Genomic DNA, 26,195 nt, shown 5'->3' with positions numbered 1-26,195 from the left:
ATGCCAAAGAGGCGGCGGTCCTCCCAGTCTCCCGGGACGACCGCCGCCTCAACAGCGGTACATTTCACCCCAGTTGGGGATCGACCACCCATTCACCGCGCCGCATCACGCCCTTGAGGTCGAACGCGGAGTCCAGCAGCACGAGGTCCGCGTACTTGCCGGGCTCCAGCGAGCCGATCTCGTCGTAACTACCCAGCAGCCGGGCCGGGTTGGCCGAGATCGCGGCGACCACGTCCTCGACCGGCAGCCGGTCGACCGTCACCGCGCGCTTGAAGGCCCGGTCCAGGGTGAGGGTCGAGCCCGCGATCGAACCGCCCTCCACCAGCCGCGCCACACCCTCACTGACCTCGACCTCCAGCGGGCCGAGCATGTAACGCCCGTCACCGAAGCCCGCCGCGTCCATTGCGTCCGTGATGAACGCGACCCGCTCCGCACCGGCATGGTGGAACGCCAACTCCAGTGCCGCCGGGTGCAGATGCGTACCGTCGTTGATCAACTCGACCGTGATCCGCTCGTCTTCGAGCAGTGCCGCGATCGGACCGGGGTCGCGGTGACCGAGCGGCGGCATCGCGTTGAACAGGTGCGTGGCGACCGTCGCGCCCGCGTCGATCGCCTCCACCGTCTGCTCGTACGTCGCGTCCGTGTGCCCGATCGCCGCGATCACGCCGTGTTCGGCGAGCAGGCGTACGGAGTCGAGGCCGCCGGGGAGTTCGGTCGCGAGGGTGACCATCTTCGCCGTGCCGCGGGCCGCGTCGACCAGCTTGCGGACGTCCGCGGGGTCGGGGTCGCGGAGCAGCTCCTCGGAGTGGGCGCCCTTGCGGCACGGGGAGATGAACGGGCCCTCGAAGTGGATTCCGGCGAGGTCGCCCTGCTCGGCCAGTTCGGAGAGGAGGCCGGCGCGCTGGGCGAGGAAGTCCATGTCGCCGGTGACGGTCGAGGCGACGACGGTTGTGGTGCCGTGGAGGCGGTGGGTGTGGATGCCGTTGAGGACGTCCTCGGGGGTGCCGGAGGTGAACGAGGCTCCGCCGCCGCCGTGGTTGTGGATGTCTACGAATCCCGGTACCAGCCAGTGGCCGGTGAGGTCGATCACCTCGGCGCCGACAGGGGCTGAACCGGCGATTCGGGTGCCGTCGATGATTACTCGGCCGTCTTTGACCGTTCCGGTGGGCAGGACCACTGTGGCGCCGGACAGGATGAGGGGCCTTGTACCGGTTGCGGGCTGCGGGCTGTGTGTGGCTGGTCGCGCAGTTCCTCGCGCCCCTGGGGGGGTTGCCATCAGCGTGCTACCTCCGTGCGGTCGGTGTGGTTGAGGAGATCCCAGGCCAGGAGGCCTGCACCTAGACATCCGGCTGTGTCCCCCAGGGCCGCGGGGACGATCGTCGGCAGCTTCTGGAAGGTGATCCGGGTCCGGACCGCCTTCCGCAGTGGTGTGAACAACGTTTCCCCCGCTTCTGCCAGGCCGCCACCGATGATGATCGTGCGGGGGTCCAGGAGGGTGAGGGCGGTGACGAGGCCGTCGGCGAGGGCGTCGACGGCTTCCTGCCAGACCTTTTCGGCGCGGGGGTCTCCGGAGGCGACCGCCTTCGCGCAGTCCGCCGCGTCCGCCCCGGGGGTGCCGGAGGCGGCCGCCCAGGCCTCGGTGACCGCCGCGGCGGACGCGTACCGCTCCAGGCAGCCGCTCTGGCCGCAGGGGCAGGGGGTGCCGCCCGGCCGTACGACGATGTGGCCGATCTCGCCCGCGAAGCCGTGCGCGCCCGCCTCCACGCGGCCGTCGATGCCGATCGCGCCCGCTATACCGGTGCCGAGCGGGACGAACAGGAAGCGGTCGGCGCCCTTGCCCGCGCCGATGCGGCCCTCGGCGAGGCCGCCGGTGCGGACGTCGTGGCCGAGGGCGACCGGGACACCCAGCTCTCCGGCCAGCAGGTCGCGCAGGGGTACGTCGCGCCAGCCGAGGTTGGCCGAGTAGGCGGCGATGCCGCGCTCGGCGTCGACGATGCCGGGGACGGCGACGCCGGCGGCGGACGCGGGCTCGCCGTACTGCTCCTCGCCGTACGCGCGCAGCTCGGCGGCGAAGCCGAGGATGTGCTCGACGACCGCGTCCGGGCCGCGCTCGCGGCCGGTCGCCCGGCGGGCCCGGTGCAGCAGCTCGCCCTCCGCCCCTACCAGGGCGGCCTTCATCCCGGTGCCGCCCACGTCGAGGGCGATGACATGTCTCACGCGGGACAGTGTGGCCCGTACACCCGCGAGAGGTCTAGTCCACTCACGTGGTGTAGACCTTATGGGTTCGCGGAGCGAACGTCACGACAGCAAAGGTTGGGGATTCAGCGGTGCAGCGGCGTAGGACAGGAATGATCGCGGTGGTGTCCGCACTGGGCATGACGGCGGTCCTCGGTGGCTGTGGCCTCGGCGGGGACTCGGGTGATGTCACCCTGAGACTCGTCGCCGCGGACTACGGCGACTCCGCGTCCAACAGTTCGCAGAAATACTGGGACAAGCTCGTCAAGGCGTACGAGGCGAAGCATGCGAACGTGAAGGTCGAGGTCAGCGTCTACTCCTGGAACGACGTCGACCGCAAGGTCAAGGAGATGGTCGCGGCCGGCGAGGCGCCCGACATGGCGCAGATCGGCGCGTACGCGGACTACGCCGACGCGGGCAAGCTGTACTCCACGGCCGACCTGCTCTCCATCCCCGTAGAGGCCGATTTCCTGGAGCCGCTGCTGGACGCGGGGCAGGTGAACCACATCCAGTACGGCATGCCGTTCGCCGCGTCCACGCGCGTCCTCTTCTACAACAAGACCCTCTTCACCGAGGCCGGGCTGACCCCGCCGAAGGACTGGAGCGAGCTGGCCGCCGACGCGGAGGCGTTGAAGGAGAAGGGCGTGAAGTACCCGTTCGCGCTGCCGCTCGGGTCCGAGGAGGCGCAGGCCGAGACGATGCAGTGGCTGCTCGGCGGGGGCGGTGGCTACACCGACGACATCGGCACGTACACCCTCGACTCCACGGCGAACATCTCCACCTTCACCTGGCTGCGCGACAACCTTGTCGCCAAGGGCCTGACCGGTCCCGTCGCGCCCGCCAAGCTCAACCGCGCGGACGCGTTCGCCGCCTTCGCCAACGGTGACGTCGGCATGCTGAACGGGCACCCGACCCTCATGCAGCAGGCCGCCAAGAAGGGCGTCAAGTTCGGCACGGTCGCGATGCCCGGCCGTACCGGCAAGGCCAAGACCACGATGGGCGTCGCCGACTGGATGGCCGCGTTCAAGCAGAACGGCCACCGCGAGCAGATCGGCGACTTCCTCGACTTCGTCTACAGCGAGAAGAACGTCCTCGCCTTCTCCCGCGAGTACGACCTCCTGCCCGTGACCAACTCCGCGTCCGAGGCGATGCGGGAGTCCCAGCAGGACAAGGACCTGCGGCCCTTCCTTGAGGAACTCCCGCTGTCCACGCTCTACCCGGTCGGCAACACCTCCTGGGCCACGGTCAGCGCCGACATCAAGAAGCGGATAGGGCAGGCGGTGGCCGCGAACGGCAGCCCGGGGGCGGTGCTGGGGCAGTTGCAGGCGGCGGCGTCGCTGGCGGAGAGCGGAAAGTAGGAGCCGAGCGGCGTCCGGGGCCGTTGTCAGTGGCGGGGTCTACGGTGCAGGCATGGACAAGGACCGGCCCTCGCGGCTTCCCGCCCTCGACCGGAGGGAACAGGACATCCTCGCGCTGGAACGCCGCGGCTTCCCGGGCCCCGGCGTGAAGGAGCGCGCGATACGCGAGGAGCTGGGCCTGGCCCCCGTGCGCTACTACCAGCTGCTCAACGCCCTGCTGGACGACGAGCGGGCCCTGGCCCACGACCCGGTGACGGTGAACAGGCTGAGACGGGTCCGTGAAACGAGGCGTACGGAGAGGTAGCAGCAGGTGTGGGTCCCGGCCCCGCCCGGATAGGGTCGTCGACATGGGCAGCCCTCAGGACTCCACCGATCCCCTGCACGCACTGCCGACCCCCGTCACCCGCGTCGGCCGCGACGCGCTGGAGGCCATCCTCGCCAAACCGGCCTCCGCGGTGATCGGCCTCGACTTCGACGGCACACTCGCCCCGATCGTCCCGGACCCCGAGCAGGCCCGGGCCCACCCGGGCGCGGTGCCGGCGCTCGCCGCACTCGCCCCGAAGGTCGCGTCCGTCGCCGTGATCACCGGCCGCCCGGCCGGCGTGGCGGTCCGCAACGGCGGCTTCGCGGGCGTCCCGGGCCTGGAGCACCTGGTCGTGCTGGGCCACTACGGCACGGAACGCTGGGACGCGGTGAGCAGTACGGTCAGCGCCCCCGCCCCGCACCCCGGCGTCGCGGCGGTCCGCGCCGAACTCCCGGGTTTCCTGGACGGGATCGGCGCCTGGCAGGGCACCTGGATCGAGGAGAAGGGCCGAGCCGTCGCGGTCCACACCCGCCGGGCCGCCGACCCCCAGGCAGCCTTCGAAGCCCTCCGCGCCCCCCTCACCGACCTCGCCACCCGCCACGGCCTGATCGTCGAACCGGGCCGTATGGTCCTGGAGTTGAGGCCACCCGGCATGGACAAGGGCGTAGCGCTCACCGAGTACCTCCGCGAGACCGGCGCCGAGTCGGTCCTCTACGCCGGCGACGACCTGGGCGACCTCCCCGCGTTCGCGGCGGTGGAGAAACTCCGCTCGGACGGCATCCCGGGGCTGCTGGTGTGCAGCGGCAGCGACGAGGTCACGGAGTTGCGGGAACGGGCGGACCTGGTGGTGGACGGCGCGGCAGGAGTCGTAGAACTGCTGTCGGCGCTCGCGGCCCACCTGGGGTGACTCGCGGCTGGGGTTATTTCTAACCGGCGATGGAGATCGCAGTGGTTAGAAATGACCCCAGCTTCCAGCGACCCCCTCAACTCACCTGGTCCCGCAGCGCGTTCAGCTGTTCCAGGAACCACTGGGCCGGGGGCAGGGCCGTAGCCGCCGCCGTCAGTCTCTTTGTCCGCTCGGCCCGTTCGGCGGCCGGCATGGTCAGCGCCTCGTGCAGGGCTGCGGCCGTGCCGATCACGTCGTACGGGTTGACCGGGATCGCGTCCTCGCCCAACTCCTCGTACGCGCCCGCCTCCCGGGACAGGACCAGCGCGCAGCCCTCGTCGGAGACGACCGGGACCTCCTTGGCGACGAGGTTCATGCCGTCGCGGATCGGGTTGACGAGCGCCACGTCGGCGAGGCGGTACGCGGCCAGCGAGCGCGCGAAGTCGTCCTTGACGTGCAGCACGACCGGGGTCCAACCGGGTGTCCCGTACCGGGAGTTGATCTCGTCCGCCACCCTCTGCACCTCGGCCGTGTAGTCGCGGTAGACGGCGAGGTCCTGCCGGGAGGGGTAGGCGAAGGCCACGTGGACGACCTTCTCCAGCAACTCCGGGTGGTCGTCGAGGAGTTGGCGGTACGCCAGCAGTCCGCGCACGATGTTCTTGGAGAGTTCGGTGCGGTCGACGCGGACGATGGTCCTGCGGTTCGCGCCGATCTCCTCGCGCAGCGCGACGATGCGATCCTCCACGTCCGGCTCGTGCGAGCGGGCGCGCAGGAACTCGGCGTCGGCGCCGAGGCCGTGCACGCCGATCCGGGTGTCACCCAGGCCGCCGGTGAACTCCGTACCGCAGGCCGTGAACGCGTCCGCCCAGCGGTGCGTGAGGAAGCCGAGGCGGTCCGCGCCGAGCATGCCTGTGAGCAGTTGTTCGCGGATGTCGTCCGGCAGCATGCGGAAGTAGTCCACCGGCGCCCACGGCGTGTGCGAGAAGTGGCCGATGCGCAGGTCCGGCCGCAACTCCCGCAGCATCCCCGGCACCAGGCACAGGTGGTAGTCCTGCACGATCGCGACGGCACCCTCCGCCGCCTCCTCCGCCAGCGCCTGGGCGAACGCCCGGTTGTACGCCTCGTACGACGCCCACTGGCGCCGGAACTCCGCGTCGAAGACCGGCTCCAGCGGGGTCTGGTACAGCATGTGGTGGACGAACCACAGCACGGAGTTGGCGATGCCGTTGTACGCGTCGGCGTGCACGTCCGCCGGGATGTCCAGCATCCGCACGCCGTCCTCGCCGACCCCGCGCCGTACGGCCTCGCGGTCGCCGTCGGACAGCGCCGAGCACACCCACAGCGCACCCGCGTCCGGGCCGATCGCCGACAGCCCGGACACCAGCCCGCCGCCACCGCGCTTGGCGCGCAGCGAACCGTCGTCGCCCACCTCGTACGAGACCGGGCCGCGATTGGACGCGACGAGCACCTGAGCGGCACCGGACGCGGGGGAGGGGGACGACGTAGAAGCCATACGGCACAACCTAGCCCGGGCCGGAAACGCTCAAACGTACGGACGGCCGTCGGCGGACCGTAAGAGTCCGTATACGACCGTCCGTGAGCGTCTGTAACCGTGCGGTTATGCGACCTTGCGTGACTGGTACTCGGTGATGTCGGCCATCGGCGGGCGTTCCTCCGTGTCCACGGAGTACGTGCGCGGCTCGAAGCCGTCCGGACCCCGTTCGAACTGGGTCAGGGACGGCCGGATGAGGTGACCGCGGGCCAGCCGCAGCTGAGCCGTGCGGTAGATCTGCGCGGCCATCCGGCCCAGCGCCTGCCCGTCCTGGTGACGGTGCTTGCGCACCCCGACATCGACCTGGGCGAGGGCGTCGAGGCCCACCAGGTGCAGCGCGTCCACCAGCATGCCCAGCTCGACGCCGTACCCGACCGGGAACGGCAGCTGCTCCAGCAGCGAGCGGCGGGCCGCGTACTCGCCGCCGAGCGGCTGCACGAAACCGGCCAGCTGCGGCCAGTGCATGTTCAGCAGCGGGCGGGCCATCAGCTCGGTGACGCGTCCGCCCTGGCCGGCTGCGCCGCCGAGCGGGCGGTCGTACATCGCCTTGACGAGATCGACCCCGGGGTCGGTGAGCAGCGGGCCCACGATCCCGGTGACGAAGTCCGAGGAGAACTCCTTCAGGTCCGCGTCGACGAACGCGACGATGTCGCCGCTCGTCACCAGCAGCGAGCGCCACAGCACCTCGCCCTTGCCGGGCACGGCGGGTATGCGGGGCAGGATGTCGTCACGGTGCACGACCCGGGCGCCCGCCGCGGCGGCCACCTCGGAGGTGCGGTCGGTGGACCCGGAGTCGACGACGACGATCTCGTCGACGAGCGGGACCTGCTGCATGAGGTCGTGACGGATGATCGCGACGATCTCGCCGACCGTCGCTTCCTCGTTCAGCGCGGGCAGCACGACGGACACCGACTGGCCCGTGCGGTGCTTCGCGGCCAGAATCTTGTGGAGCGGCCGGTCGGTCATGGACCAGGAGCGGGTGCTCAGCCAGTGCTCGACTTCCTTCAGCACGTTGCGCGGCTCCTCTGCGTTCTCTCGGCGAGAGGTGATCACACAGAGTGTGTGATCCGTCTCGCGGTTCGGACGGCTCACTCAACTGTCCTGGCCTTCGGTTACAGTCTTGAACAACGCTGATGACCATCGCATGTCGGGGGCCGTCAACGCTCACGCAAGTGACACAACCGCATACACAACTGAACACCGCTCATCCAGAGGGGCAGAGGGATACGGCCCGTTGAAGCCCCGGCAACCCTCCAGCCGGTCTTGTCACGTAGATGTGGCGAGGCTCCCGGCTCGGGAAGGTGCCAAATCCGTCTCATGGCGAAATGCGTCGTGAGGAAGATGAGGAAAGGGCCTCGCCTCCATGGCTGCGCAGACTGTTGCAAGCACCACGAACTCCGTAGACGCCGTCGATCTCGGCCCCGCCGCCGCGCTGTCCTGCCGCGAGTGCGGCCACCGCGTCCCGCTCGGTCCGGTCTTCGCCTGCGAGGAGTGTTTCGGCCCGCTGGAGATCGCCTACGACTTCTCGGCCTACGACACCGAAGAGCTCCGCAAGCGCATCGAAGCGGGCCCCGCGAACATCTGGCGGTACGCGCCCCTGCTGCCCGTCCCCGCCGACGTGGCCGACAAGCCGAACATCAACCCCGGCTGGACCAAGCTCGTCCAGGCCGACAACCTCGCCCGCGAACTGGGCGTCGACGCGGGCAAGTTGTTCGTCAAGGACGACTCCGGCAACCCGACGCACTCCTTCAAGGACCGGGTCGTGGCGCAGGCCATCGAAGCGGCCCGCGCCTTCAACTTCACCACCCTCTCCTGCTCCTCCACCGGCAACCTCGCCGGCGCCGTCGGTGCCGCCGCCGCCCGGGCCGGCTTCCGCTCCTGCGTGTTCATCCCGCACGACCTGGAGCAGGGCAAGGTCGTCATGGCCGCGATCTACGGCGGCGAACTCGTCGGCATCGAGGGCAACTACGACGACGTGAACCGCTTCTGCTCCGAGCTGATCGGTGACCCGGCGGGCGAGGGCTGGGGGTTCGTCAACGTCAACCTCCGGCCGTACTACGCGGAGGGCTCCAAGACCCTCGCCTACGAGATCTGCGAGCAGCTGGGGTGGAAGCTTCCGGACCAGCTCGTGGTTCCCATCGCCTCCGGGTCGCAGCTCACGAAGATCGACAAGGGGCTCCAGGAGCTGATCAAGCTCGGGCTGGTCGAGGACAAGCCGTACAAGATCTTCGGGGCGCAGGCGGAAGGGTGTTCGCCGGTTTCCGTCGCCTACAAGGCGGGGCATGACGTCGTACGGCCGCAGAAGCCGAACACGATCGCCAAGTCGCTGGCTATTGGGAACCCGGCGGATGGTCCTTACGTGCTGGACATCGCTCGGCGGACCGGGGGGGCGGTGGAGGACGTCAATGACGAGCAGGTTGTCGACGCGATCAAGTTGCTTGCGCGGACCGAGGGGATCTTTGCGGAGACCGCCGGTGGGGTGACCGTGGGTGTGGCGAAGAAGCTGATCGAGAACGGGTTGCTGGATCCGACCCTGACGACGGTGGTCCTCAACACGGGTGACGGTCTCAAGACGCTGGATGCGGTTGCCGGTACTGGGCTCACCGCGACGATCCGGCCGAGTCTTGAGTCGTTCAGGGAAGCTGGGCTTGCGTCCTAGCGTCGTTCTTCGTCTGCGGGCCCGTGGGGGCTGGTCGCGCAGTTCCCCGCGCCCCTAAAAGACAAAAGCCGTACCTGACCGGAGGTCTTGAGCATGAGCGTTTCCGTCCGTATCCCCACCATCCTGCGCACGTACACCGGCGGGCAGGCCGAAGTCACCGCCGAAGGTGCCACCCTCGCCGAGGTCATCAGTGACCTGGAGAAGAACCACGCCGGGATCTCTGCCCGCGTCCTGGACGATCAGGGGAAGCTGCGGCGGTTCGTCAACGTGTACGTGAACGACGACGACGTGCGGTTCGAGCAGGGGCTGGAGACGGCCACTCCGGACGGGGCCGGGGTGTCGATCATTCCGGCCGTCGCCGGCGGCTGATAATTACCCTCGGTAACGCCGATTACCAAGAGTTCATCGAATTGCCCCCTCCGTGAGAGAAGCGGAGGGGGCAATTCTGTAGGGTTGAGCGGGGTACAGTTGGGGAACCCGCTCCACTCCGCATGCCGGACGCATATGAGTACCCGCTCCGCGTGCGATGAGAAGTAGCCAAAGTGTGCAGACCTTTTGCGCGTTATGTTCCCTTTATCGGGCCCGACTTGCCCTGAAGTCGGACGAATTCTCCGTATATTCCCGACCGGTCCTGCCCGGAATTCTCGTCGGATTGACCTGTTGCAGACGGCAGTTGGACGGATACATTCGGCCGCGGTCGACGCGTTCCGGCGCACGCCCCCAATCCTGTGGGGGGTGAGGTCTGACCCGGATCCGCGAAGTGCGGGTCCGTGCAAGGGCCAGTAATAGGGGAGTTAGGCATGGCTCAGGGCACCGTCAAATGGTTCAACGCGGAGAAGGGGTACGGCTTCATCGCGGTCGACGGTGGTGCGGATGTTTTCGTCCACTACAGCGCGATTCAGATGGACGGCTACCGCACCCTGGAAGAGGGTCAGCGGGTCGATTTCGAGATCTCGCAGGGTCAGAAGGGGCCGCAGGCGGACATGGTCCGGCTCGCGACCAGCTGAAGCACGCGCCGACGAACAGCAGCGACGTTCTTCGTTCCTCACCGAAGGGCTCGTACTCCTGGGGGGTCACCTCCTGGGGTACGGGCCCTTCGGCATGCCCGGCCCGTCGGCGTGCCCGGTGTTTCCCTCGCGCGCGCCCGCGAGGATGAAGGCCCAGAACCTGGGAGCCGCTTGCACTCGACCATGCCGAGTGCTAATCATTGGCGTTAGCACTCTGAAGGTGAGAGTGATAACGAAGGACCGGGTCGGTGAGGCCCGCAGGCCAGGTGGTGCAAGGAACCACGGGGCAGGCAGGCCGTCCGTCGCGGGCGCCAGCGCGGTCCGGAGCAATCCACCCCAGTCCGGGAGGACCACTTCACATGGCCAAGATCATCGCGTTCGACGAGGAGGCACGGCGCGGTCTCGAGCGCGGGATGAACCAGCTCGCCGACGCCGTCAAGGTCACCCTTGGCCCCAAGGGCCGCAACGTCGTCCTCGAGAAGAAGTGGGGCGCCCCCACGATCACCAACGATGGTGTTTCCATCGCCAAGGAGATCGAGCTCGAGGACCCGTACGAGAAGATCGGCGCCGAGCTGGTCAAGGAAGTCGCCAAGAAGACGGACGACGTCGCCGGTGACGGTACGACCACCGCGACCGTGCTCGCCCAGGCCCTCGTCAAGGAGGGTCTGCGCAACGTAGCCGCGGGCGCCAACCCGATGGCCCTCAAGCGCGGTATCGAGAAGGCCGTCGAGGCCGTCTCCGGTGCCCTGCTGGAGCAGGCCAAGGACGTGGAGACCAAGGAGCAGATCGCTTCGACGGCCTCCATCTCCGCCGCCGACACCCAGATCGGCGAGCTCATCGCCGAGGCGATGGACAAGGTCGGCAAGGAAGGCGTCATCACCGTCGAGGAGTCCCAGACCTTCGGTCTGGAGCTGGAGCTCACCGAGGGTATGCGCTTCGACAAGGGCTACATCTCGGCGTACTTCGCCACCGACATGGAGCGTATGGAGGCCGTCCTCGACGACCCGTACATCCTGATCGCCAACTCGAAGATCGCCAACGTCAAGGACCTGCTCCCGCTCCTGGAGAAGGTCATGCAGTCGGGCAAGCCGCTGCTGATCATCGCCGAGGACGTCGAGGGCGAGGCCCTGTCCACGCTGGTCGTCAACAAGATCCGCGGCACCTTCAAGTCCGTCGCCGTCAAGGCTCCGGGCTTCGGTGACCGTCGCAAGGCCATGCTCGGCGACATCGCCATCCTCACGGGCGGCGAGGTCATCTCCGAGGAGGTCGGCCTCAAGCTGGAGAACGCGACCGTGGATCTCCTCGGCCGCGCCCGCAAGGTCGTCATCACCAAGGACGAGACGACGATCGTCGACGGCTCGGGCTCGGCGGACCAGGTTGCCGGTCGCGTCAACCAGATCCGCGCCGAGATCGAGAACAGCGACTCGGACTACGACCGCGAGAAGCTCCAGGAGCGCCTCGCCAAGCTCGCCGGCGGCGTCGCTGTCATCAAGGCGGGCGCGGCCACCGAGGTCGAGCTCAAGGAGCGCAAGCACCGCATCGAGGACGCCGTTCGCAACGCGAAGGCGGCCGTCGAGGAGGGCATCGTCGCCGGTGGTGGCGTCGCGCTCATCCAGGCGGGCCACGTCTTCGAGAAGCTTGAGCTCGAAGGTGACGAGGCCACGGGTGCCGCGATCGTGAAGCTGGCCCTTGAGGCCCCGCTGAAGCAGATCGCGGTCAACGGTGGCCTCGAAGGCGGAGTCGTCGTCGAGAAGGTCCGCAACCTGCCCATCGGTCACGGCCTCAACGCCGCGTCCGGTGAGTACGTGGACATGATCGCCGAGGGCATCATCGACCCGGCGAAGGTCACGCGCTCTGCCCTGCAGAACGCCGCGTCCATCGCCGCGCTCTTCCTCACCACCGAGGCCGTCATCGCCGACAAGCCCGAGAAGGCCGGTGCCGGCGCGGGCGCCGGTGGCGGCATGCCGGGCGGTGACATGGACTTCTGATCGACCTCTGGTTGATCAACGGTCTTACCGAGGGCGGTACTTCCTGTTCCGACAGGGGGTACCGCCCTCGGGCGTGTCCGGGATCACAGGGGGAGGGGCGGGGTGGTCGGAATGAGGGGCTTGGCCGGGAGGTTGTCGTTGACGCATGATCAATGCATACGCACATACCGTCCGGTACCTGGTGCCTGATCCCCGGTAATCCTGAGGAGCCCCCACACGTGTCTACGACCGCCCCCGCCTCCCGCGCGGCCGAAGTCCTCGCCCGTCCGATCACCCTCAACGGCCTGACCGTCCCGAACCGGATCGTGATGGCGCCGATGACCCGGCAGTTCTCGCCGGGCGGCATCCCCGGTGAGGACGTGGTGTCGTACTACGCGCGCCGGGCCGCCGCAGGTGTCGGTCTCATCGTCACCGAGGGCACCTACGTCGGTCACGACTCGGCCGGCCAGAGCGACGACGTCCCGCGTTTCCACGGCGCGGAGCAGCTCGCGGGCTGGGCGAAGGTCGCCGAGGGCGTGCACGCGGCGGGCGGCACGATCGTGCCGCAGCTGTGGCACATCGGCATGGTCCGCGAGCAGGGCCAGCCGCCGTACGCGGACGCGCCCGCCGTCGGCCCGTCCGGGCTGCGGATCGGCAGCGACGAGGTCACCGGTACGGCGATGACGCAGCGGGACCTGGACGACGTCATCGGCGCGTTCGCCGAGGCGGCGGCCGCGGCGGAGCGGACCGGGTTCGACGGGGTCGAGCTGCACGGGGCGCACGGGTATCTCCTCGACCAGTTCCTGTGGGCGGGCACGAACCGTCGTACGGACGCCTACGGTGGTGACGCGGTCGCCCGTACGAAGTTCGCGGCGGAGATCGTGGCGGCGGTCCGGGAGACCGTGTCCCCGGAGTTCCCGATCATCTTCCGTTACTCGCAGTGGAAGCAGGACGTCTACCGGGCCCGTCTGGCGGAGACGCCGGAGGAGCTGGACGCGATCCTGACTCCGCTCGCGGCGGCCGGTGTGGATGTCTTCCACGCGTCCACCCGTCGGTACTGGCTCCCTGAGTTCGAGGAGACCGGTTCCGATCTCAACCTCGCGGGCTGGACCAAGAAGCTCACCGGGAAGCAGACCATCACGGTGGGATCGGTCGGCCTCGACGGGGACTTCCTCAAGGGGTTCCGGGGTGAGGGGGCGCCGGTCAAGGGCATCGACGATCTCCTCGACAGCCTGGAGCGGGACGAGTTCGACATGGTGGCGGTGGGGCGGGCGCTGCTTCAGGACCCCGAGTGGGCTGCGAAGGTCCTTGCAGGGCGGGTTGAGGAGCTGGCGCCGTATGACGCGGCGGCGCTGAAGTCGCTTAGCTGAGCTGCTGAGTTGTGGGTGCGGCGTGGTGGGGGTGCGCGTCCCTGGGGGCTGCGCCCCCAGACCCCCATCGGCCCTGAAGGGGCCTCGTCCTCAAACGCCGGACGGGCTGAGTAATGCGGGCCCGTGTTTCAAGCCTTGCCCCCTGTCCGCTGCCCCCCAACTCGGGCTAGCGTTCCCCGGCATGAGGATCCTGCACCTGTCCGACACCCACCTGGAGCGCACCGACGCCCCCAACCGCCATGGCGTCAACGCGACCGACTCGCTGCGGCTGATGCTCGCCGAGTTGCGGCATCAGCGCGGGGTGGACGCGATCGTCGTCACCGGGGACCTCGCCAACGACGGGGCGGTGGAGGCGTATGCGGCTGTGCGGGAGTTGGTGGGTGGGTTCGCTCGGGTGATGGGTGGGGTGCCGGTCTTCTACACGACCGGGAACCATGACGAACGCGAGGCGTTCGGGAAGGTGCTGGGGAGCGGGCACCTGGCCGCCGACGGCACGGACCGGGTCGTGTCCGCCGTGTTTCCCGTGGAGTTCGCGTGCGCGGCCGTGAGTGACGTGGGCGGGTACCGGTTCATCACGCTCGACTCGCTGGTGCCGGGGAAGGTGTACGGGCGGCTGAGCGGGGCCCAACTGGACTGGTTGAAGGAGGAGTTGAGCACGCCGTTCGGGAACGGGACCGTCCTCGCCTTCCATCATCCGCCGATCGCCCTCGACGTGCCGACCCAACAGGCCTTCGGGCTGCGGAACCCCGGGGAGCTGGCGGACGCGATCCGGGGGAGTGACGTGCGGGTCGTCCTCACCGGGCACTTCCACCTCCAGCTCTTCAGCTTCCTGGAGGCGACGCCGGTGTGGGTCACGCCGGGTGTCGTCAACCGGATCGACCTGACGACCGCGCCCGGCACGGAGCGGGCGGTGCGCGGTGCCTCGGCCTCACGGGTCGAACTGGGCGGTGGGACAGGGCCGTTGTTCCACACCTTCCACGCACGGGACCCACGGGCACACGAGACGGTGTACCAACTGGACGCGGAGCAGACCCGGTTGGTCATCGAACGGGAAGGGGAACGGGAACAGCCGGACGGCTAGCGGGACTTGAACCAGGCGACCGAGACGGTCAGCGCCGCGCCGATCGCGGCGCCGATGACCTCGGAGGCGGCGCGGAAGGCCAGGTCCGAGCGGTCGGTCACGGCCCAGTCCCGGCCGGCGTAGAGCCGTATGCCCGTCACCTGTTCTTCGTCGTACTCGAAGCCCAACCCCGCTATCTGCCCACGTCCTCGCTGTCCGCCGGGCAGCCGCCAGGTGCCCGTGCATCGGTCGTCCTCCATGTCGCAGTGGACGTACCCCTCCGTGATCGTCCGGTGGCCGTCGACGAACCGGTGGACGTTCCTCGCGGCGAACCACAACGGCAGCGCGAGCGCGCACAGGCACACGACCAGCACCACCCGCTGCCACCACTTGAGCCCGGTCACCACATCGGCACTCCATGCCAAAGGGCCCACGTCAGAGGTTCCCCAGGGGCTCGATGTCCACGTGCACCGGTGTGCCCCAGACCCGCAGCACCTCGTAGTCCGTGAACTCGTGCACGAGGCGGTACGCCATCGCCGGGCGGGAGCCGCGGCGCGCGGCGTTGATGTACAGCTCGGCCTCGTGGCGGTCGCGGCGCGGGGTGCCGCAGAGCTGCCAGGCCTGGCCGTTCCACAGTTCGGGGAGCCAGCGCTGCTGGGCCTGCGGGCGGTCCTCGCGGACACCGTAGCGGGACGGGGTGGTGTCGGTGGGCCGGGGCGCGGCGGGGCCGTTGAACTCGGAGCGGCGGGCCGAGCGGCGGCGGGTCTCGCAGAGCAGACAGAGGTCGGGGGCGCTCTCGTCGACCGGGCCGTTCGGGTGTTCCGGGCAGCGGGTGGTGGGCGCGGCGCCGCTGACGCTGTCGTCCAGCAGGTCGAGGGCGCGCTTGAGGTCCGCCTTGACCTCGTGGAGCTTGCCGTCGGGGGTGTCGGACGTCAGGGCCTCGCCGTGCTCGCCGAGGAGGCGGAGGGCACGGCCCAGGGCGGTTTGCTGGGCGTGGTTCATGGTTCTGTCGACGATAGTCGGGTTCGGCGTGGTCCGTGCGTTGGGGGAGTGGGAGGGGCGGCGCCGTGGAAGGGGGCGCCCTCCTGTCGTCCCTCAAGCTGCCGGGTGGGCGGTGAACGTGACTTCCTCGTGGTCGTCGTCGAGCGTGATGTTCAGTGAGGCGTTCAAGGCCAGGGTCAGGCGGCGCGGCAAGGGGAGGGTCGGTACGGTGTCGGCGCCCTCGACGCGGGAGATCTTCGCCTGAGTCAGCCCGGACCGCTCCGCGAGCTGCGTCTGTGTCAGCCCCAGTTCCACCCGGCGGTCGTACACGGCCTTGGCGAAAGCCATGGCCAGCCGGATCTCCGCGCGCTCGGCAGCGACCTCCGCGTGCCGCCTCCGGAGGTACGCAGCCGGGGTCAGGCGTGTTTGAGGTCGTCGATGAATGTGGACCAGGTACCGGCCCGGAAGGTGAGTTTCGGGCCGAGGGGGTTCTTGGAGTCCCGGACGGGGACGAGGGCGGGGTGACCGTCGGCGACCTCCAGGCAGTCGCCGCCGCTGCCGCCGCTGTAGCTGGACTTGTGCCAGGTGGCCCCGCGGAGATCGTAATCAGGGGTGTTGTGTGCCATGTTCGTAATCGTGGGCCACTGACTCGATCAACGCCAGGGAGTCTTCCGGGGAGAGCGCGGCAGCGGCGAGGAACTCGAAGGTGATCCTGTGGCGGGCGACGGTGGCCGGGTTGTCCTCCAGCCGACCGGTGCCGACGGAGTCGAAGTAGACGAGGGGCGGGGCGTCGTCGAACTCCATCAGTTTCATGGAGCCTTCCATCGAGGCATGCCCTCCCGCGTTGAACGGCAGCACCTGCACGATGATCCGGCGTTGGTGGATCAGCTTGGTGATGTGCCGCAAGGCTGCCGCCATCACCTTCGTCCCGCCGGTCTCCCGGCGCAGTACCGCCTCGTCGAGAATCACCCAAAGCGACGGCCTTGTTGGATGCTTGAGGACGTGGGAACGGTCCACGCGGGCCGCCACCAGCTCGTCGATGTCCTCATCCGTCGCGGTCGGCCGATAGGCGCGGAAGACGGCGCGCGCGTAGTCGCGGGTCTGCAACAACCCGGGGATCAGCATGGCCTCGTACTGACGGATCGCGGTCGATACGGCTTCAGCCTCCACCGCTTCCGCGAAGTGCTCCGGGTAGCGGGACTGCGCTGCCGCGTGGCAGTTGCGGGTGAAGAAGTCGTCCGTGCCGAGGACTTCGTCGAACACGACGGCGTACTCCAGGTGCATCCGCCGTGTGCCTGCTTCGAGTTGGCCGATGAACGTACCGCTCACGAAGAGCATCTGGCCCAACTCCGTCTGGCTGAGGCCTGCCTTCTCGCGGGCATGGCGCAACTCCGCGCCCAGCATGGAGCGGGGGGACGAGGACGGGTCGAGATCCTTCGGACCTGGCATGGCAACTCCATGTCGAACAGTGGGACTGTTGGTACGCCGCCTATGGCCAGGCTAAACACCTGACCGCCACGCTGTGTTGCGAACAGCGAACTCTGTGTGGAGGTGCAAGGAATGCTGCGGTCGACGGAAGAAATCGTCGCTTCGCTCCGGGAGGCGCTCACCGGTGTCGGTGTCGTCCCGCCGTCCCTGTGCGTGGACCCGGTGACAGGTGCGAGCGACGAGAAGTTCGCGTTGGTCACGCTGGGGCGTTGCAACGTCCGTACCGCCGAGAAGCTCGCCTCCGTGCTGCGCGGCGAACGGCCCCCGGTCGGGGCGTATGCCGTGGACGTACGGGACGGGCGGGTCGGCGAGGTGATGGGACACGTGGGCGGCAACGTGCAGTTGAGGCCGGTCGGTCGCGGCCGGGAGCGGGACTGTCCGCCGGAGTCGACGGGGCCCGCCGGGCAGGAGGAGGTACTGCGGGCGAGGGTCCGGGAGCGGAACCGCCTGCCCTGAGCCGCCTGCCCTGAGCCGCCTGCCCTGAGTCACCCGCCCTGAGCCACCCGCCCTGAGCCACCCGCCCTGAGTCGGCCGCCGTGATCGACTGGCCCCATGCCCCTGATCCCGCCCCGCCTCCTCCGCGCCCTCGAATCCTTCAACTCCGCCCACCCCTGGAGCCACAACGCCCACTACCACCCTTGGCTGCTACGGCAGTTGCCCCGCAGGTTCGGGCGAGCCCTGGATGTGGGTTGTGGGAGCGGTGACCTGGTGCGGTTGCTTGCCGTGAGGAGTACGGGTGGGGTGGAGGGGATCGACTCCGATCCCCAAATCATCGCCCGGGCACGGGAGTTGACCCCGCCCGGTGTCCCCGCGGTCTTCACCGTCGTCGACGCCCGGGCCGGGATACCCGTCGGCCACTACGACGTCATCACCTGCGTCGCCGCCCTCCACCATCTCCCCTTCACCGAGACGCTGACCCGGTTCCGCGACCAACTCGCCCCGGGCGGAACCCTCGTGGTGGTCGGCTGCGCCCGCGAGGCGGATGCCGTCGACGACGCCATCGGCCTCATCTCCGTCGCCCTGAACCTCGTCGTGGGCTGGGTGAAGAACCGGGGTCGTAGAGCCGTGTCCCGCCCGGTGGCCATGACCGCCGTCACCCGGCCGCCGGAGATGACCTTCGTGGAGATCCGCCGAGAAGCGGTACGCCTCCTGCCGGGTGCCCGGCTGCGACGGCGGTTGTTCTGGCGGTACACGCTGGTGTGGCGGGCGCCCCTGGCGCGTATCTCGCCGTGAACACCTTCACCGCCTGGGGCGGCAGCGGCGGGTGGGTCGATCAGCGACCGGAGTGGTCGATGACGTTGCCGTTGGAGCAGTTGTTGGCGTGGTCGCCGACCCAGTGGCCAAGGACGGGGACCACGGCCACTTCCTGGAGGCACGTCGCGGCGGCGGTGAAGTTCCAGTTGTTCGCCGCGTTCGTTCCCCCACCGAAGTTGGTGTCGTTGTCCGCGTGAGCGGGTGTGGCCAGGGCGAGGGCGCCGGCCAAGAAGGCCACGGCCGTGAGTGTCTTCTTCATCGCCGGGAAACGATCATGCCCGGAAAGCGTCACCCGGCCTTGCTCCGCTTTGCCCTACTTGCCCCACTCACTCCGACCAGCCCCAGGAAATACGTCGCCACGAACCCCACCCCGTACCCCGTCAGCAGCCCGCCCCCGTAGATCGCCGCCGTCATCCCCAGCCCCCTGTTCCCCGCCAGCAACGGGAACAGCGCCCACCCCGACGGCCCGATCGCCGTCGCCCCCACCTTGTCGCCCAGCATCGCGAAGAACCCGACGAACGCCCCGCCCGCCGCCCCGCCCGCGCAGGCGGTCAGGAACGGTCGGCCGAGGGGGAGCGAGACGCCGTAGATGAGGGGTTCGCCGACCCCCAACAACCCTGCGGGGAGCGCCGACTTGATGGTCGTACGGATCGAAGTGTCGTGGTGCAGGCGGAAGTACACGGCGACGGCCGCACCGACCTGGCCCGCGCCCGCCATGGCCAGGATGGGCAACAGGACGGTGTAGCCCTGCTGTTCGATGAGGGTGGTGTGGATGGGGATGAGGGCCTGGTGGAGGCCGAGCATCACCAGCGGGAGGAAGAGGCCGCCGAGGATCAGGCCCGCGAAGGGGCCGGTGGTGGACAGGAGCCAGTTCGCCGCGGTGCCGATCGCGGTGGAGACCCCGCCGGCCGCGTACATGAGGCCGTAGAGCGTCGCCAGGCCCGCGATCAGGACCGTCAGGGTGGGGGTGACCAGGACGTCGAGGGTCGCGGGGACCCAGGTGCGGCACCACTTCTCGACGTACGTGCCGAGCAACGCGGCGGCGAGTGCGCCGAGTACCCCGCCCTGGCCGGGGGAGAGGGCGACCCCGAAGGCGGTCACCTTCGCGACCCCGGGGCACACCACGACTGCGGCCACCGCCCCGCCCAGCACCGGTGTCCCACCGAACTCCTGTGCCGTGTTGTAACCGACGAAGACCGCGATAAGGGTGAGAAACGCGGAGGGGATGACGGCGAGGGCGCCCGTGACTCCTGGAAGCCAACCCATGTTGATCAGCAGCCCGTTGAGGCCGGCGAGGACTCCGCAGCCGATCAGGGCGGGGATGAGCGGGACGAAGATGTTGGCGATCCGGCGGAGGAGCAGCTTGCCGGGGGTGGCATTGCGGGCCCGCTGTTCCGCCTTCAACTCGGCCCCGCGCGAGGCCAGTTCACCGGCGGCGGTACCGACCAGCCTCTCGAACTCCGGGGTCACCCGTGCCACCACCCCCGGCCCCAGCACGATCTGATACGTGTCGTCGTCCACGACCCCGAGCACGCCGGGCAGCGCCCGCAGCACCTCCTCGTCCACCAGCGAACGGTCGGCCAGGCCGAGCCGGAGGCGGGTCATGCAGTGGGCCACGGAGGTGACGTTCGCGGGGCCGCCGACGAGGGGGAGGATCGCGGCGGCGGTGGCGGTGGGCGAGGGCGAGGTGTTCACCCTCCGAGCGTGCTGGTCAGTCGGCCGCCGCGGTCAGCGCCGCGCGCAGCCGGCCGCCGGACTCCTCCAGAAGGCGGGCGGCCGTCGGGCCGTCGACCCCGGCGAGGACCACGAGGATCGCGTTCTTCACCTCGCCGTCGGTGGCGGCGAGGGCCCGCTCGACCTCCGCGTCGTCCGCGCCGGTCGCCAGCGCGACGATCCGCCGGGAACGGGCGCGCAGCTTCTCGTTCGACGCGCGTACGTCGACCATGAGATTCCCGTACGTCTTCCCCAGCCGGATCATCGTGATCGTCGACAGCATGTTGAGCACGAGCTTCTGGGCCGTGCCCGCCTTCAACCTCGTTGATCCGGTGAGGAGTTCGGGGCCCACGACGACCTCGATGCCGTGTTCGGCGGCCGCGGCGAGCGCGCTGTGCTCGTTGCAGGACAGGCCGATGGTCAACGCGCCCTCGTTGCGCGCGTGTTCTACGGCGGCGATCGCGTACGGGGTGCGTCCCGAGGCGGAGATGCCGACCACCGTGTCGTCGGCGGTCAGCGCGAGCGCGTCGAGGTCCGCCTCCGCCAACTCCCTTGAGTCCTCGGCGCCTTCGATGGACGTGACGAGGGCCTCCGGGCCACCGGCGATCAGTCCTACGACCTGGGTCGGGTCGGTGTTGAAGGTCGGCGGACATTCGGACGCGTCGAGTACGCCCAGCCGTCCGGCGGTTCCCGCGCCCGTGTAGATGAGCCTTCCGCCCCGTCCCATCCGGTTGGCTACGGCGTCGATCGCGGCGGAGATCTCGGGGAGGCGGTGGGCTACCGCGGCGGGGACGGTGGCGTCCTCGGCGTTCATCAGGCGGGCGATGTCGAGGGTGGGGAGTTGGTCGATCCCGGCGAGTTCCGGCCGGAAGGCTTCTGTGGTGAGTGACTCCAACTCGGCGCGGAGGTCACGGGGGTTGGACGTTGAGGTCATGGATCGGCGGCTCTTTCTGTTGTTCCTTGTCTGCGGGCCGGTGGGGGCTGGTCGCGCAGTTCCCCGCGCCCCTGGGGGTTGGCGTTCAGGTTGGCTTTTAGGGGCGCGGGGAACTGCGCGCTCAGCCCCCACCGGCCCGCAGACGACTACGAACCGTCAGCGCCTGTGTCGATGTGCCAGCGCCTCGTAAGACGCCGACAACGCGGGCGCAGCCTGCTCGTACGTCCGCTGTGCCACCCCGATGAACAAACAGTCCACCACCAGCAACTGACTGGTCCGGGACGACATCGCGGCCGGCCGAAGCTCGCTCTCCCGAGCGGTGGACGTCGTGAGTATGTGATCGGCGTACTGCGTGACCGCCCCGTCCGGCCGCCCGGTGATCGCGACGGTCGTAGCCCCGTGCTCGAAGGCGACCCGCAACGGCTCGATGACGTCACCGGTGGACCCGGAGTGGGTGATCGCGATGGCCACATCGCCCGCCTTCAGCTGCACGGCGTTCGTGACGGCGAGGTGCGGGTCGCTGTGGGCGTGGGCTATGAGGCCTATGCGGAGCAGCTTCTGGGTGAGGTCCTGGGCGACGAGGCCGGACGCCCCGACGCCGTAGATGTCGGTACGGCGGGCGGAGGCGAGCGCGGTGACGGCGGCGCCGAGCTGGACGGTGTCGAGTCCGGCGGCGGTGTCGGCGAGGGTCTGCTGCTCGTCGTAGGCGAGTTTCGCGACGACGTCGGCGATCGGGTCGTCGACGGCGATGTCGGTGGTGAGGGCGGGCGCCCGCCCGGACTGCTGCTGCGCGGCGAGCCCGGCGAGGGCGAGGCGCAGGTCGCGGTAGCCGGGGTAGCCGAGGATGCGGGCGGTGCGGACGACCGTGGCCTCGCTGGTGCCGGTGAGTTCGGCGAGGCCGGTGACCGTGAGGGCCGCGCAGCCGGCCGGGTCGGCGGCGACGGTCTCGGCGACGCGCTGCATGGAGCGGGTCATGGAGGGGGCGAGGGTACGCACCTTGGCGGCCAGTGCGGCGGGCGGCGTACTCCCGGAGGCGCTTCCGAAAATTTCCTTCACGTCCTGGGTCACCTTTGAAAGATATTTTCGCGGCGGTGGTCCGGTCAAGAGTGCGCACAATGGGTGCATGGCATCCGACAACGACCCCAACGACGACCCCCGTGACGAGCCGGTCCCCATAAGCCCTCTGGAGCAGGCGCTGCATGCCGCCCGTGCCCTCGTGCTGGCCGATCTGGCCGCGCGCGAGGTCGTCGCGGCGGACGTGGTGTCCATGGTGGAGGAGTCCATCGTGGAGCGGCGATGGTGGGTGGAGCAGTGGCCGGAGGGCGTCGAGTACGTGGCCGGCCTGGTCGCGCAGGACGTACAGGACGCGCTGCTGGAGGCGTACGGACGCTGGCCGCTCTGCCCGGTCTGCGCGTCCGGCGACCCGCACGCCCTGGAGGTCGAGCCGGAGCTGGGACCCGACCCGCACTGGGTCTGCCACCAGGCGGGCGTGAAGGTCTCGGCCGTGGGAAACCTGGGCTCCCTGTGACCGTGTACATCGACCCGCCGACCTGGCCGGGGCACGGCCGCCTCTGGTCCCACCTCGTCAGTGACGTCTCGTACGACGAACTCCACCTGTTCGCCGAGGAGTTGGGCGTACCGCGCCGGGCCTTCGAGCGCGATCACTACGACATCCCGTCGCATCGTTACGCGGACGCGGTGGCCGCCGGGGCAGTGGAGGTCAGGAGCCGGGAGGTGGTGCGGCTGCTGACGGCGGCGGGGCTGCGGAGGCCCAAGGGGCGGGATCGGTAAGGGAGTTACTCCTTGCGCCCGAGTTCGTAGGCGAACTCCTCGCCCTCCTCGCTCACCTTCCTGAAGCCTGCCCGGGTGACGACGGCCTGTGACGCGAGGTTGTCCCGTTCGACCGTCGCGAAGACCGTGCGTACGTCGTCGCGGGCCAGCGCCCACTCCGAGAGCGCGCGGAGCGCCTCCGTCGCGTAACCCTGGCCGCGGGCGCCCTCCGCCAGGTCGTAGCCGATCTCCGCGCGGCCCTCCTCGTCGGGGACGCCGTGGAAGCCCAGGCCGCCGACCGCGCGGCCGTCCTCGTGGCGGACGAGGACGAACACGCCGAACTCCGGGCGGTGGACGCCCGATACGTAGGCCTTCAGCAGGAAGGTCGCGGCCTCGCGGGTGCCCTCGTACGGGCCGCCCTCGATCCACTCGAACCCGCCGTCGCCGCCCGCGACCAGGTCACCGGCGGCCGCGGGGGTGATGCCCTGGAGGGTGAGGCGGTCGGTGGTGTGGACGAGGTTGTTGTTCCACTTCCAGGCGGTGACGGGGGCGCGGCCGGGGAGTTCGGCACGGCCGGTCGCCCACAGCAGGGTGCGCCAGAGGTCGGCGGCGGGGCGGATGTGCGGGAAGATCCGGCCGAGGACGAACTCGCTGAGTTCCGGGGCGGGTTGGTAGGCCAGGCCCAGGCCCTCGGCGATGTCGTGCGTGTGCAGCAGCACCTCGGCGGTGCCCATCGCGGCGAAGCCCTCGCGGTTCGCGCTGCGGAACGGGTACGGGTGGAAGGCGCGCACCTCGCGCGGTGTGGTGCGGATCGCGGCGGCGAGCAGGGTGCCGGTCGTCCGAATCACGTCCAGGACACCGGAGTTGTCGGTGCCGTCGTCGAAGGTGATGTCGAAGGGGACGTACGCGTTCTGCGCGCGCCCGGCCAACTGCCCCGCGTACGAGATGAGATCACCGGCGATGTGCTCGGCGGTGTACCGGCAACTCCACTCCAGCCGGCCCGCCTTCACCCCGTCCCAGTCCCGGTCCGTCGCCGTCCTCAGCAGTGCGAGGCAGCTCGCGACGGCCTCTTCCACCTGGTGTGCGCCCGTGGTCCCCATGGCGGCGAGCATACGGGCCGGGTCGGGATCGACCGTGAGCAACACGGCCGCGCTGCGCGCCCTGCACAGCACCCGCGCCGACATGATCGCCAACACGGTCGCGTCCTGGGCGGTCCAACTCCCCTTGGCCTGGGCGGCAGTGACGGAGTGGGCGGTTCGGCGGATGCTGGGGGTAGGGGCATGAGGAGGCCGGACTGTCGTGTTCGCCCAGGAGCTCGGGCGTTCGCGTCTGAGGGTCGGTAGCGGGCGCGTCGTGGCTGGTCGCGCAGTTCAGCAGGTCAGGAAGCCCTCCGTCGAACCCTCTCCGCCTTCCTCACTCGCCACTTGGGCCTGCCGAAGCCAGCAACTCCAGTTCCGCCGCCAGGTTGTAACGTGCCGTCGCCTCCCATTCCGCGGCCCCGTACGGCGTCCTGAACAACCGTGGCAGGGAGAGGAGTTGGCGCAGGATCGCCGAACGGCCGTCCCGGAACGCGTCGTTGGGGACGAAGTGGTACTCCTCGCGGACGGCCGCCGTGTACGCGGCGTACGCCGACGGCGGCGCGGCCAGGATCGCGAGGTCGGCGTCGCACAGGACCTGGCCGTCGCGGTCGTCGTCGGCGGGATCGTGCGTGACGGTGAGCCGGACGAGGCGGGCGACCTCGGCGGTCCTCGCCTCCGGCACGCCCGCCTCGGCCAGCGCCCGCTCGGCGAGCCGCGCGGACCGTTCCTCGTTCTCGGAACGGTCCGGGAGGTAGACCGCGTCGTGGAACCAGGCCGCGAGCCGTACGACGTCCGGGTCGTCGGCGTGCTTCTCCAGCACGTCGATGTGGTCGAGGACCGAGGTGAGGTGCGTGAGCGTGTGGTAGTGCCGCTGCGGCTCCTGCCAGCGGGCGAGGAGATTCTCGGCGTACGGCGAAGGGTCCGGACCGGCGTCGGGACCGCCGTCGGGTGCGTGGGCGGGCGTGCGGGCGCCTTCGAGGGCGCGGGTCCAGCGGGCGCGGAGGGCGTCGAGATCGGCCATGCCCCGTATTTTCCTCCCGCGGCCGGGCCCCTAGCGTGGAACGCATGACTTACGCCGACACAGCACACGACGTACGCGACCCCGAACTGCCCGGCCGCCTCCTCATCACCGAGCGCGACGCCCTGATCCCGCTGCTCCGCTCCCGCTCCGACGAGGACTTCGCACGGGCGACCCTCGCGTGTCCGGGGTGGACCGTGCGGGATGTGCTCGCGCACTGTTCAGCCGCGCTGACGCGGGTGGTGGAGCGGCGCTTCGAGGAGGGCGTGTTCTCGCCGGAGGCCAACGACCGGGACATCGCGGAGCGGGCCGACTGGACGAACGCGCAGGTCGTCGACGAACTGGAGCGGGGCATGACCGAGGCCGGCGCGGCGATCGCCCGCGCGGGCGGCGTGCTGGACATGGTCGCGCTCGGCGAGTGGGTGCACGCGGGGGACGTACGGGACGTTCTCGGCGTGCCCGGCGCCTATGGGGGCCAGGGGCTGGGGTCCGCTCTAACCCTTCTCGGCCTCGTGACCCGTCAGAAAAACCAGCGGCCTCTGCACGCCGACCTCGACGACCTGGACGATCCGCTACTGCTGGGCGACCTGTCGGGCGAGCTGACCCCGGCCCGCTACATCGGCGACGCGCCCACACTCGTACGGCTGTACTCGGGCCGCCCGGTGCCGGACGGGGTGACCTACGAGCTGGCGGGCGCGAAGGCGGAGGAGCTGAACATCTTCGGGTGACGGTGTGAGGCGTGACGGTGTGCCGGGGACTCGCCGAGGGGGTGATCTCGCGGCCCCCTGACCTCCCGCGTACCCTGAGATTGGACTAGACCTGTAGCCGCTCCAGGGAACACGACGGAAGGGGTCCTATGAGCACGCGTGCAGTCCTGGAGGTGATCGCCCTCGGCGCCGAGGACGCGATCGCCGCCCAGGCCGGAGGCGCGGACCGTCTCGAACTGGTCACCGACATGGCGGCCGACGGACTCACCCCGCCGGTGGAGACCTTCGCCGCGATCCGCGCCGCCGTCGACATCGACCTGCGCGTGATGCTGCGCCTCGCGGACGGGTTCGCCGCGGGTGACGTGGACCGGCTCGTCCGGGTCGCCGGCGAACTGCGGACCGCCGGAGCCGACCAGTTCGTGCTCGGGTTCCTCGGCCCGGACGGCTGCGTCGACCTGGACGCGGTGGAGCGGGTCGTCGCCGAACTGGACGGCTGTGCCTGGACGTTCCACCGCGCGATCGACCGCGCCGCCGACCGCGACGCCCTGCGCAAGCAGCTCGCGGACCTGCCGGGTCTGGACGCCTACCTCACCGCCGGCTCGGCGGACGGCGTCGACGACGGCCTCCCCACGCTGCTCCGCGAGGCGGCCCTGCGCGGGGAACCCGGCTACGAGCAGCGCATCCTGGTCGGCGGCGGCCTGCGCCTTGACCACGTACCGACCCTGCTCGCCGCCGGAGTCGACGCCTTCCACATCGGCGGGGCCGCCCGGCCGGAGGGCTGGGGGCGGCCGGTGTCGGCGACGGCGGTGGGCGAGTGGCGGGCGGTGCTCGACCGAGCCTGAGCCGCCCCCTC

General features: G+C 69.9%; 31 protein-coding genes and 1 riboswitch. Of the genes, 16 read left to right on the top strand and 15 right to left on the bottom strand.

Annotation, left to right across the window (positions count from 1 at the left end; all coding sequences use genetic code 11):
• Positions 1 to 64 precede the first annotated feature (64 nt).
• Together nagA and ACGFY9_RS06530 are read right to left on the bottom strand one after the other, a co-directional pair.
• Positions 65 to 1,276, bottom strand: coding sequence for an N-acetylglucosamine-6-phosphate deacetylase (gene nagA, locus ACGFY9_RS06535; RefSeq protein ID WP_393752565.1), 1,212 nt, complete (start codon positions 1,274 to 1,276; stop codon positions 65 to 67).
• On the bottom strand, positions 1,276 to 2,217 hold the full coding sequence (locus ACGFY9_RS06530) for an ROK family protein (RefSeq protein ID WP_393752563.1): 942 nt from the start codon (positions 2,215 to 2,217) through the stop codon (positions 1,276 to 1,278). The genes nagA and ACGFY9_RS06530 overlap by 1 nt, the downstream gene beginning before the upstream one ends.
• Before the next feature lie 131 nt (positions 2,218 to 2,348).
• Here ACGFY9_RS06530 and ACGFY9_RS06525 point away from each other — a divergent pair, with 131 nt between their 5' ends.
• From ACGFY9_RS06525 to otsB, 3 genes are read left to right on the top strand one after another with little or no spacing between them, the layout of a single operon-like run.
• Positions 2,349 to 3,593, top strand: a complete 1,245-nt coding sequence (locus tag ACGFY9_RS06525) for an extracellular solute-binding protein (protein WP_393752561.1) — start codon at positions 2,349 to 2,351, stop codon at positions 3,591 to 3,593.
• 52 nt (positions 3,594 to 3,645) lie between these two features.
• Positions 3,646 to 3,897, top strand: a complete 252-nt coding sequence (locus ACGFY9_RS06520; protein WP_393752559.1) for a DUF3263 domain-containing protein — start codon at positions 3,646 to 3,648, stop codon at positions 3,895 to 3,897.
• Between the two features lie 43 nt (positions 3,898 to 3,940).
• Entirely contained in the window at positions 3,941 to 4,804 is an 864-nt protein-coding gene (gene otsB / locus ACGFY9_RS06515) for a trehalose-phosphatase (protein ID WP_393752557.1), read from the top strand.
• Between the two features lie 76 nt (positions 4,805 to 4,880).
• Here otsB and ACGFY9_RS06510 read toward each other — a convergent pair whose 3' ends face one another.
• Positions 4,881 to 6,296, bottom strand: a complete 1,416-nt coding sequence (locus tag ACGFY9_RS06510; RefSeq protein ID WP_393752555.1) for a trehalose-6-phosphate synthase — start codon at positions 6,294 to 6,296, stop codon at positions 4,881 to 4,883.
• Between the two features lie 105 nt (positions 6,297 to 6,401).
• Positions 6,402 to 7,346 carry a glucosyl-3-phosphoglycerate synthase gene (locus ACGFY9_RS06505; protein WP_318017079.1) on the bottom strand — a complete coding sequence of 315 codons (945 nt, stop codon included), beginning with the start codon at positions 7,344 to 7,346 and terminating at the stop codon, positions 6,402 to 6,404.
• A 190-nt stretch (positions 7,347 to 7,536) separates the two neighbouring features.
• Positions 7,537 to 7,683, top strand: a riboswitch (SAM riboswitch).
• 15 nt (positions 7,684 to 7,698) lie between these two features.
• On the opposite strand from ACGFY9_RS06505, the gene thrC reads away from it, so the two are divergent.
• The 6 genes from thrC to ACGFY9_RS06475 all read left to right on the top strand — a co-directional run bounded on the left by thrC (position 7,699) and on the right by ACGFY9_RS06475 (position 14,419).
• Entirely contained in the window at positions 7,699 to 8,994 is a 1,296-nt protein-coding gene (gene thrC, locus ACGFY9_RS06500) for a threonine synthase (protein WP_393752552.1), read from the top strand.
• A 93-nt stretch (positions 8,995 to 9,087) separates the two neighbouring features.
• Positions 9,088 to 9,363 carry a MoaD/ThiS family protein gene (locus ACGFY9_RS06495; RefSeq protein ID WP_393752550.1) on the top strand — a complete coding sequence of 92 codons (276 nt, stop codon included), beginning with the start codon at positions 9,088 to 9,090 and terminating at the stop codon, positions 9,361 to 9,363.
• 431 nt (positions 9,364 to 9,794) lie between these two features.
• A complete protein-coding gene (locus ACGFY9_RS06490; RefSeq protein WP_019057200.1) occupies positions 9,795 to 10,001 on the top strand; it encodes a cold-shock protein in 207 nt (68 codons plus the stop codon).
• A gap of 359 nt (positions 10,002 to 10,360) precedes the next feature.
• A complete protein-coding gene (gene groL, locus ACGFY9_RS06485; protein WP_033281228.1) occupies positions 10,361 to 11,989 on the top strand; it encodes a chaperonin GroEL in 1,629 nt (542 codons plus the stop codon).
• A 218-nt stretch (positions 11,990 to 12,207) separates the two neighbouring features.
• Complete coding sequence (locus ACGFY9_RS06480) at positions 12,208 to 13,338, top strand: NADH:flavin oxidoreductase (protein WP_393752548.1); 1,131 nt, start codon at positions 12,208 to 12,210, stop codon at positions 13,336 to 13,338.
• A gap of 181 nt (positions 13,339 to 13,519) precedes the next feature.
• Positions 13,520 to 14,419 (top strand): metallophosphoesterase family protein, encoded by a 900-nt coding sequence (locus ACGFY9_RS06475; protein WP_393752546.1) that lies wholly within the window; start codon positions 13,520 to 13,522, stop codon positions 14,417 to 14,419.
• On the opposite strand, the gene ACGFY9_RS06470 is transcribed toward ACGFY9_RS06475, so the two are convergent.
• From ACGFY9_RS06470 to ACGFY9_RS06450, 5 genes are all read right to left on the bottom strand, one after another.
• Positions 14,416 to 14,802, bottom strand: coding sequence for a hypothetical protein (locus tag ACGFY9_RS06470; protein ID WP_393752544.1), 387 nt, complete (start codon positions 14,800 to 14,802; stop codon positions 14,416 to 14,418). The two genes, ACGFY9_RS06475 and ACGFY9_RS06470, sit on opposite strands and share 4 nt — an antisense overlap.
• Before the next feature lie 31 nt (positions 14,803 to 14,833).
• Positions 14,834 to 15,400, bottom strand: a complete 567-nt coding sequence (locus ACGFY9_RS06465; RefSeq protein WP_366433566.1) for a hypothetical protein — start codon at positions 15,398 to 15,400, stop codon at positions 14,834 to 14,836.
• 93 nt (positions 15,401 to 15,493) lie between these two features.
• Positions 15,494 to 15,727 carry a helix-turn-helix domain-containing protein gene (locus ACGFY9_RS06460; protein WP_393752542.1) on the bottom strand — a complete coding sequence of 78 codons (234 nt, stop codon included), beginning with the start codon at positions 15,725 to 15,727 and terminating at the stop codon, positions 15,494 to 15,496.
• Positions 15,728 to 15,795: 68 nt separating this feature from the next.
• Positions 15,796 to 16,005, bottom strand: a complete 210-nt coding sequence (locus tag ACGFY9_RS06455; RefSeq protein ID WP_393752540.1) for a DUF397 domain-containing protein — start codon at positions 16,003 to 16,005, stop codon at positions 15,796 to 15,798.
• A complete protein-coding gene (locus tag ACGFY9_RS06450; RefSeq protein WP_393752538.1) occupies positions 15,986 to 16,828 on the bottom strand; it encodes a helix-turn-helix domain-containing protein in 843 nt (280 codons plus the stop codon). The genes ACGFY9_RS06455 and ACGFY9_RS06450 overlap by 20 nt, the downstream gene beginning before the upstream one ends.
• A 111-nt stretch (positions 16,829 to 16,939) precedes the next feature.
• Between ACGFY9_RS06450 and ACGFY9_RS06445 the strand changes: the two genes are divergently transcribed.
• Positions 16,940 to 17,323 (top strand): hypothetical protein, encoded by a 384-nt coding sequence (locus ACGFY9_RS06445; protein ID WP_393752536.1) that lies wholly within the window; start codon positions 16,940 to 16,942, stop codon positions 17,321 to 17,323.
• Positions 17,324 to 17,419: 96 nt separating this feature from the next.
• Positions 17,420 to 18,100 carry a class I SAM-dependent methyltransferase gene (locus ACGFY9_RS06440; protein WP_393752534.1) on the top strand — a complete coding sequence of 227 codons (681 nt, stop codon included), beginning with the start codon at positions 17,420 to 17,422 and terminating at the stop codon, positions 18,098 to 18,100.
• A 40-nt stretch (positions 18,101 to 18,140) separates the two neighbouring features.
• On the opposite strand, the gene ACGFY9_RS06435 is transcribed toward ACGFY9_RS06440, so the two are convergent.
• The 4 genes from ACGFY9_RS06435 to ACGFY9_RS06420 form a co-directional block, all read right to left on the bottom strand.
• Positions 18,141 to 18,380: a hypothetical protein gene (locus tag ACGFY9_RS06435; protein WP_393752532.1), complete on the bottom strand. Its 240-nt coding sequence runs from the start codon at positions 18,378 to 18,380 to the stop codon at positions 18,141 to 18,143.
• A 29-nt stretch (positions 18,381 to 18,409) separates the two neighbouring features.
• Complete coding sequence (locus ACGFY9_RS06430) at positions 18,410 to 19,816, bottom strand: PTS transporter subunit EIIC (protein ID WP_393752530.1); 1,407 nt, start codon at positions 19,814 to 19,816, stop codon at positions 18,410 to 18,412.
• A gap of 16 nt (positions 19,817 to 19,832) precedes the next feature.
• On the bottom strand, positions 19,833 to 20,768 hold the full coding sequence (gene murQ, locus ACGFY9_RS06425) for an N-acetylmuramic acid 6-phosphate etherase (RefSeq protein ID WP_393752528.1): 936 nt from the start codon (positions 20,766 to 20,768) through the stop codon (positions 19,833 to 19,835).
• Positions 20,769 to 20,924: 156 nt separating this feature from the next.
• The gene (locus ACGFY9_RS06420; RefSeq protein ID WP_366433560.1) at positions 20,925 to 21,836 is read right to left on the bottom strand and encodes a MurR/RpiR family transcriptional regulator; all 912 of its coding nucleotides are present in this window, start codon (positions 21,834 to 21,836) and stop codon (positions 20,925 to 20,927) included.
• A gap of 55 nt (positions 21,837 to 21,891) precedes the next feature.
• On the opposite strand from ACGFY9_RS06420, the gene ACGFY9_RS06415 reads away from it, so the two are divergent.
• Positions 21,892 to 22,296, top strand: a complete 405-nt coding sequence (locus ACGFY9_RS06415; RefSeq protein WP_393752526.1) for a hypothetical protein — start codon at positions 21,892 to 21,894, stop codon at positions 22,294 to 22,296.
• Positions 22,293 to 22,559: a DUF4031 domain-containing protein gene (locus tag ACGFY9_RS06410; RefSeq protein WP_393752524.1), complete on the top strand. Its 267-nt coding sequence runs from the start codon at positions 22,293 to 22,295 to the stop codon at positions 22,557 to 22,559. The genes ACGFY9_RS06415 and ACGFY9_RS06410 overlap by 4 nt, the downstream gene beginning before the upstream one ends.
• Positions 22,560 to 22,564: 5 nt before the next feature.
• On the opposite strand, the gene ACGFY9_RS06405 is transcribed toward ACGFY9_RS06410, so the two are convergent.
• Positions 22,565 to 23,638, bottom strand: coding sequence for a GNAT family N-acetyltransferase (locus ACGFY9_RS06405; RefSeq protein WP_393752522.1), 1,074 nt, complete (start codon positions 23,636 to 23,638; stop codon positions 22,565 to 22,567).
• A 34-nt stretch (positions 23,639 to 23,672) separates the two neighbouring features.
• Here ACGFY9_RS06405 and ACGFY9_RS06400 point away from each other — a divergent pair, with 34 nt between their 5' ends.
• Positions 23,673 to 23,822, top strand: coding sequence for a hypothetical protein (locus ACGFY9_RS06400; RefSeq protein WP_393752520.1), 150 nt, complete (start codon positions 23,673 to 23,675; stop codon positions 23,820 to 23,822).
• A gap of 129 nt (positions 23,823 to 23,951) precedes the next feature.
• On the opposite strand, the gene ACGFY9_RS06395 is transcribed toward ACGFY9_RS06400, so the two are convergent.
• Complete coding sequence (locus tag ACGFY9_RS06395; protein ID WP_393752518.1) at positions 23,952 to 24,638, bottom strand: hypothetical protein; 687 nt, start codon at positions 24,636 to 24,638, stop codon at positions 23,952 to 23,954.
• A 44-nt stretch (positions 24,639 to 24,682) separates the two neighbouring features.
• Between ACGFY9_RS06395 and ACGFY9_RS06390 the strand changes: the two genes are divergently transcribed.
• Positions 24,683 to 25,363: a maleylpyruvate isomerase family mycothiol-dependent enzyme gene (locus tag ACGFY9_RS06390; protein WP_393752516.1), complete on the top strand. Its 681-nt coding sequence runs from the start codon at positions 24,683 to 24,685 to the stop codon at positions 25,361 to 25,363.
• A 128-nt stretch (positions 25,364 to 25,491) separates the two neighbouring features.
• Entirely contained in the window at positions 25,492 to 26,184 is a 693-nt protein-coding gene (locus tag ACGFY9_RS06385; protein ID WP_393752514.1) for a copper homeostasis protein CutC, read from the top strand.
• Positions 26,185 to 26,195: the final 11 nt, after the last annotated feature.

Origin of the sequence: Streptomyces sp. NPDC048504, from assembly GCF_043200035.1 — a bacterium.
Lineage (GTDB): Bacteria > Actinomycetota > Actinomycetes > Streptomycetales > Streptomycetaceae > Streptomyces.
This window is presented reverse-complemented; position numbering and strand designations above follow the sequence as displayed.